Below are 6,689 nucleotides of genomic sequence, written 5' to 3'. Positions count from 1 at the left end.
TTTTGCTGAAAAATTTGCAAATGTTACACTAAAAATGACCGCTTGATCTTAAAAAGAGTATGAGATCCGGACTTAGATATCCGTGTGCTCTGGCAAGAACCCGCCACTTTGGTGAGCCCAAAGTCGGGCGTAAACGCCGTTGTGGGCAAGTAGCTCTTCGTGCGTGCCTTGTTCGACAATTTCGCCTTTATCTAGCACAATTAATCTGTCCATCGCCATAATGGTGGAGAGGCGGTGAGCAATTGCTACGACCGTTTTGCCTTCCATCAGCTTAGCTAAATTTTCTTGAATAGCCACTTCCACTTCGGAATCTAAGGCACTGGTTGCCTCATCTAGTAATAGAATGGGGGCATCTTTGAGCATTACACGGGCGATGGCAATGCGTTGGCGTTGTCCGCCCGAGAGCTTAACGCCTCGCTCGCCGACGTGGGCATCAAACCCTGTTCTACCTTTGGCATCTTGAAGGTTGGGAATAAATTCGCTGGCGGCAGCTTGTTCTACAGCGTTGATCATTTCTGCTTCCGTTGCGGTTGGGCGACCATACATTAAGTTTTCACGCACAGATCGGTGGAGTAGAGAAGTGTCTTGTGTAACCAAACCAATTTGTGAGCGGAGGCTTTCTTGCGTGATGTCTCGAATATTCTGCCCGTCAATTGTAATTGAGCCGCCTTGAATATCGTAAAAACGCAGTAATAAGTTAGTTAGCGTTGATTTACCTGCTCCACTGCGACCGACTAAGCCCACTTTTTCACCTGGTTTAATGGTTAAGTTAAAATCTTTCAGTAATGGTTTTTTTACATCGTAGGCAAAATCGACATTCTCAAATTTAATTTCGCCTTTCGTTACATTTAATGGCTGGGCATTTTCTTTATCTACGACATTATGTTGCTTAGAAAATGTCATCATACCATCTTGCACGGTACCTAAATTTTCAAATAGACGGGCAAATTCCCACATAATCCATTGTGATAAACCTTTGATGCGTAGTGCTAAAGCCGTTGAGGTAGCGATTGCTCCTGCGGTTACAACACTTGAGCCCCAAAGCCATAAACCGATACCTGCGGTTGAAATAATTAACGCCATAGAGGTGAGGTTGGTGATCGTTTCAATGACGGTAACCAAACGCATTTGTTTATGCACGGTAACCATAAATTCTTCCATTGACTCTTTTGCGTAGGCGGATTCACGGTTACCGTGAGAGAATAATTTTACGGTTGCGATGTTTGAGTAAGCGTCGGTAATTCTTCCTGTCATAAGGCTTCGAGCATCAGATTGCTCTTGGGCAGCTTGAGCAAGTTTGGGTACAAAATAGATAATAGTTGCGCCAAGTGAGATAACCCATAAGATGAACGGCACAAATAGCCAGCCATCTAGCTGCAATAAAATCACACTTGAGGTAGTAAAATAAACGAGTACATAAACAAGCATATCTGCACAAGTCATCATTACGTCACGCACGGAGAGTGCGGTCTGCATTACTTTTGCAGATACCCTGCCAGCAAATTCATCTTGATAGAAACCTAAACTTTGTCCTAACATTAAGCGATGAAAATTCCAACGTAAACGCATTGGGAAAACCCCTTGCAACGATTGGAAGCGAATGCTGCTGGCGAGATAAACGAACACAACGGCAAGTATTGCAATAAAAAACATTCCTATGATTGTCCAACCTTTTTCTGCCCAGAGCTCAGATGGGGAATATGTGTTGATCCAATCAACTAAATCGCCCATAAATTGAAACAAAATAGCTTCAATAACGCCAACTGCTGCCACAAAGATTGTCAGAATTAAAATATAAATCCGCATACCTTTTGTAGCATCAAAAATGAAGGGAATTAAGCCTGATTTTGGCGTTTGTGGCATTTCATTGGGGTAGGTTTCCACCCTTGCCTCAAACCATCTAAAGAGTTTTTCAAACATAAATTAATGATTTCCAAATATAAAAAGTAGGGGTAAATGGCGATTTACCCCTTAATTTGTTGATTTTGCAATGTTGTGAGTAAATTTGACCGCTTGTATAGCCTGATGTGCTATTCGATCAACATCACAGAACTATAGGTTTAGTAATTTTTCATCTAATGCCAAATCTTCGTTGTGGTTAATTCCGATGCCTGTATTTAAAACATTACGCGCAATATTATGAGCTTCTTCCAATGAATGTTCTTTGTAAGATCCACATTGGTATTCATTAAGTTCTGGAATGGCAGATACATCTGGAATTTTGTTTAATACATCGTTCATTGATGCTTCCCACGCATTCGCGACTTCTTGTGCTGAAGGCGTACCAATTAGCGACATATAAAAACCAGTGCGACAGCCCATTGGTGAAATATCAATAATCTCTACGCTTTTGCTATTTAGGTGATCTCGCATAAATCCTGCAAAAAGGTGCTCCATTGTGTGAATACCTCGTACAGGCAGAATATCAATATTCGGACGGCAGAAGCGTAAATCAAATACGGTAATGGTGTCGCCTTTTGGTGTTGTCATCGTTTTGGCAACACGTACGGCAGGGGCATTCATTTTAGTATGATCAACTTTAAAACTATCTAATAAAGGCATTTTTCACTCCATATATTATTCTGCAATTCCTTGCTCCCAGGTTAGGGCATCTTCAGGACGTTTGCGTTGTAATAAAAATCTTTTGTTTGCGTGGGCTTGAGGTTGTACCACTTTAGTGTAAGGGGTTGAGAACTCAATTCCACCGTTTAATAATTGCGACATTGTGCCAGAATTCATACTTACACCTTGTAGGCTGATATCCATTGTATATCCTGAGGCCTGCCAGAATTGGGTATTAGTTCTAACTAAGTGTTTGTATTTATTGTTAATTTTAAGATGAATTAACACTCTGTCATTGAGTTCGCTTAAGCCTAAATGGCTTACAATACCCACTTGCATACCACGATAAAGTACGGGGGCTTCTGGTTGAATACCGTTTGCATTGCTGGTTTCCACAATAATTGGGAAGCCATTTGTATAAGTCGTTTTAACGGTATCGGTTTGTGATAACTCAAAATGGTGTTGAGTTTTGCCTGAGCCTGCATCAACCGTAATATAGTTTTGTAATGTAGCATCTAAGTTTTTAAAACCTGTTGTGCTGATTTCTGGTGAAACCACACTGAATGTTGCACCCGCTTTAGCGATTGATGGATAATATTTTCCTTGAATGTAAGCGGTCGCTTTTATCTGTTTTTTTGCATTTTGCAATTCCAGTTTTTCAATTTGACCGACTGTTAAGCCCATATATTTAATGCTCATACCTTCACTGAGTTTGCTACCATCTTTAGCAATTAACGTGATGTAGGTATTGCCTGAAGTGGCTTTTTCTTTCGTTGCATAAAGGGTTTTATTGCCTTTTAGACCACCATTATCAAAGCTAATTGCCCCTTTTAATGTTCGCATTAACGGTGCTGCAGTAATGTTCACCCCTTTTAGTGACACATCAACATTAGTTGCAGGCTCAATCCAGAAGCGGCTTGTTTCGGTTAATAAATTACGATAATTGGGTTCAATAAAGAGTTCAACATCAAAGTGATTTTGCTTAGGCGTGACTTTTAATACTTCGCCGACTTGAAAATCACGATAAAGTACAACTGAACTTTCACTAATGCCCGATAACGATTCAGCAGAAAGGGTAACCGTTGCTTTTTTATTTAAGGCTGAAATACCAGATTCCGCACTTTCTATATCTTTATATAAGGGGTATTGCTTTTTAGGTGAGCCCTCGCTTTTACCATTAACTAAACGAACACCGCCTTTTAACCAATCAGATGGAGAGCCAGCGTGTATGCGTAACCCCTCTAAACTGACAGACATATCAATATTGGAGATCGCTATAAATTTACTGCTATTTCCGATTAGATTGCGATAAGGCGGATAAATGATCGCATCAAAACGAATGTTATCTAAATCTAATGAGCGTTTAACAATTTCTCCAATTTGCACATCGCTATAGTAAATACCTTGATTTACATCAACCCCGTAGGCTTGTGGAGCAATCAGGCTAAAATTTAATAAATTGGGTAGGCTTAATAAATAATCAGCTTCAGTTTGTATCGTAAATTCAGATTGAGGTTCCCCACTGCCAGGTTGAATATCAAAATAAATGCCACGTAGTAGTTCACCCATTTTAGTGAGTTGTTCCGTATTGAGTGAAAATTTAGGCTCTTTGAGTAAAATTTTAGTTTTTGAGCGAAGCAAGTTCTCATAGCTTGGGGAAATTAATAAAACACCATCAATTAATTTATGTTGCTCTAAATTTTGCTGAGGTAATTCATTATCGACTATTTCAGGCAATTTGAGCTGAGATAGTATGCCAATTTGCATATTTTGGTAGAACACCGCGGTTTCATTGACTTTTAAATTAGGCAAAAGCGGCACTTTAACTTTGATTTCAATCCCTCTCTTAGCTGATTTTAAATCTGGATATAGCTCAAATTTTTGCCCTTGCTTAGCGGTTTCCATATTATCAGGAGAATCAAAGGCAACAGCTCCTTGCACTATAGAAGCAAGACTATCCATATGAATTTGAATACCTTGTAGATTTAGATCGGCATTAATACCACTAATATTCCAGAAACGACTCTCTTTTTTGACTAAATTGGCATATTTTTTCTGGATGATGACATCAATTTCAATTTTTTTCTGATCTTTGGTAAAGCGGTAGTCTGCAATATTTCCCACAGGCACTTTGCGGAAATAAACATTTGCCCCGACATTAATTGAGCCAATATCATCAGAGACCAAATGAATGAGTAGATCCCCATCACTTACTGGCACTGCAGGTGGGTCTTCTTCGGCAATAAATTCATCGGCAGATTCACCTTCACCAGGCAAGAGCGTAATATAATTACCCGAAACGATAGCATCTAGTCCCGATACTCCAGCTAATGAGGCTGTTGGTTGAACTAGCCAAAACTTGGTATCTTGGCGTAATAGACTTCTTGCCTCGGCGTTGATTTCAGCTAAAACCTCAACTTCTCTTAAGTTATCAACAAAATAAACGCGTTTTACTCGCCCGATTTCTAAACCTTGATAGCGAACAACGGTTTTTCCAGCAATAATCCCATTACCTTTGGCAAATCGGATTGAGATTGTTTCACCCTGTTCTTTTAAAATTTGGAAAAAAAGTAAGGCACCAATAATAAAAGCAACAATCGGCAAGATCCAAAAAGGCGATATTTTGCGAGGCTGCCTAATTTTGGCATCCATTACATTCTGTGTTTGTTTTTCCATCATACTATTAAATTAGCGAAACCTATATAGAACAATACCGAAGCCCCAAAAAGAGGACTTCGGTAATAGTATAATCAAGTTAAATAAGAACTTTTATTTTTTCTCATCACAGTTGGTCAAATTGCTACATTTACCGTAGAGATATAAGCTATGGTTAGTTAATTCCATTCCGTGCTTTTCACTAATTTCACGTTGGCGACGCTCCATATCAGGATCTTTAAATTCAAATACTTTACCGCAATCCATACAGATGATGTGATCATGTTCGTGGTTCATATTTAATTCAAATACCGCTTTGTTTGCATCGAAATTATGACGAGTTAAAATACCCACTTCTTCAAATTGGTTTAATACACGATAAACAGTTGCCAAACCAATATCTGAGCCTTTTTCTAACAGGATTTTATAAATATCTTCCGCTGCAAAATGCTGCATTTCATCACGGATATCTTGCATTAATGCAAGGATAGTCAAGCGAGGCTCGGTAACTTTTAAGCCAACCTCTTTTAAACGTTTAATATTTACTTCAGACATATCTGCCACCTAATTATCTTTACCTAAAACCTTATGCAAGTTGGTCTAAGCACATTTCTTCTTTTAGCTGTGCACACCATTTATTGACTCGATCAGCTGTTAATTCTGGTTGTCTATCTTCATCAATACAAAGACCGACGAAAGTCGTATTATCAACTAATGCTTGAGAGACTTCAAAGTTATAGCCTTCAGTTGGCCAGTGTCCGACAATAACCGCACCGTTTGGCTCAATAACATCACGCACTGTGCCCATTGCATCGCAGAAATATTCTGCGTAATCTTCCTGATCTCCACAACCGAAAATGGCGACAACTTTACCGTTAAAATCAATTTCTTTCAATGTTGGCATAAAATCGTCCCAATCTGCTTGAGATTCGCCATAATACCAAGTTGGGATACCAAACATCAGAAAATCGTATGCTTCAATATCTTCTTTTGTACTTTTAGCAATATCAAGAATATCAATTAATTCAGCACCTAAATTTTTCTGAATCATTTTAGAAATATTTTCTGTATTGCCAGTATCGCTACCGTAAAATAAACCTACAACTGCCATTTCTATTACCTATTTTTGATATAATTATTTAGAATTATTTCAATTAACTGCCCGCGTGAAACCCCTTGTTTAGCCGCCTGCTCCTCTAAAAATTTGACTAAATCCGAATGCAATTTTAATTCAACTCGTTTTAAGCCCGAAGATTTATCTCGTTTTAGCTGGTTACGTTTATTGATTCGAATTTGTTGTTCTCTGTCTAGAGGATTAGTGCGAGGACGCCCAATTTTTGGTACAGTCGCAAACAGATCTAATGTGATACAATCTGAATCTTGTTTTGCCATTTCTTTATATATCAGGCTTTTAGCTTCCATTTGATGAGAATGAGAAGCTACTTCTCAAAAGTACGAACTATATCAAAAAT

Annotated in this window: 6 protein-coding genes; all 6 read right to left on the bottom strand. The window is 38.8% G+C overall.

Going from position 1 to position 6,689, the window contains the following annotated elements:
• Positions 1–72: 72 nt before the first annotated feature.
• Positions 73–1,920 carry an ABC transporter ATP-binding protein gene (locus HV560_RS10275; RefSeq protein WP_176812807.1) on the bottom strand — a complete coding sequence of 616 codons (1,848 nt, stop codon included), beginning with the start codon at positions 1,918–1,920 and terminating at the stop codon, positions 73–75.
• Positions 1,921–2,052: 132 nt separating this feature from the next.
• Positions 2,053–2,562, bottom strand: a complete 510-nt coding sequence (luxS, locus tag HV560_RS10270) for an S-ribosylhomocysteine lyase (protein WP_176810345.1) — start codon at positions 2,560–2,562, stop codon at positions 2,053–2,055.
• A gap of 15 nt (positions 2,563–2,577) precedes the next feature.
• The gene (locus tag HV560_RS10265) at positions 2,578–5,238 is read right to left on the bottom strand and encodes a PqiB family protein (protein WP_176812865.1); all 2,661 of its coding nucleotides are present in this window, start codon (positions 5,236–5,238) and stop codon (positions 2,578–2,580) included.
• 93 nt (positions 5,239–5,331) lie between these two features.
• Positions 5,332–5,772, bottom strand: coding sequence for a ferric iron uptake transcriptional regulator (fur, locus tag HV560_RS10260; protein WP_159631149.1), 441 nt, complete (start codon positions 5,770–5,772; stop codon positions 5,332–5,334).
• Positions 5,773–5,803: 31 nt separating this feature from the next.
• Positions 5,804–6,328, bottom strand: coding sequence for a flavodoxin FldA (gene fldA / locus HV560_RS10255; protein WP_176812806.1), 525 nt, complete (start codon positions 6,326–6,328; stop codon positions 5,804–5,806).
• A gap of 5 nt (positions 6,329–6,333) precedes the next feature.
• Complete coding sequence (gene ybfE, locus HV560_RS10250) at positions 6,334–6,609, bottom strand: LexA regulated protein (RefSeq protein ID WP_176808951.1); 276 nt, start codon at positions 6,607–6,609, stop codon at positions 6,334–6,336.
• Positions 6,610–6,689: the final 80 nt, after the last annotated feature.

Source organism: Mannheimia pernigra (genome assembly GCF_013377995.1).
Lineage (GTDB): Bacteria > Pseudomonadota > Gammaproteobacteria > Enterobacterales > Pasteurellaceae > Mannheimia > Mannheimia pernigra.
This window is presented reverse-complemented; position numbering and strand designations above follow the sequence as displayed.

Excerpts from the sequence above, each read along its gene's own strand:
- HV560_RS10275 (WP_176812807.1), bottom strand. The coding sequence starts at position 1,920 with ATGTTTGAAAAACTCTTTAGATGGTTTGAGGCAAGGGTGGAAACCTAC.
- luxS (WP_176810345.1), bottom strand. The coding sequence starts at position 2,562 with ATGCCTTTATTAGATAGTTTTAAAGTTGATCATACTAAAATGAATGCC.
- fur (WP_159631149.1), bottom strand. The coding sequence starts at position 5,772 with ATGTCTGAAGTAAATATTAAACGTTTAAAAGAGGTTGGCTTAAAAGTT.
- fldA (WP_176812806.1), bottom strand. The coding sequence starts at position 6,328 with ATGGCAGTTGTAGGTTTATTTTACGGTAGCGATACTGGCAATACAGAA.
- ybfE (WP_176808951.1), bottom strand. The coding sequence starts at position 6,609 with ATGGCAAAACAAGATTCAGATTGTATCACATTAGATCTGTTTGCGACT.
- HV560_RS10265 (WP_176812865.1), bottom strand. The coding sequence starts at position 5,238 with ATGGAAAAACAAACACAGAATGTAATGGATGCCAAAATTAGGCAGCCT.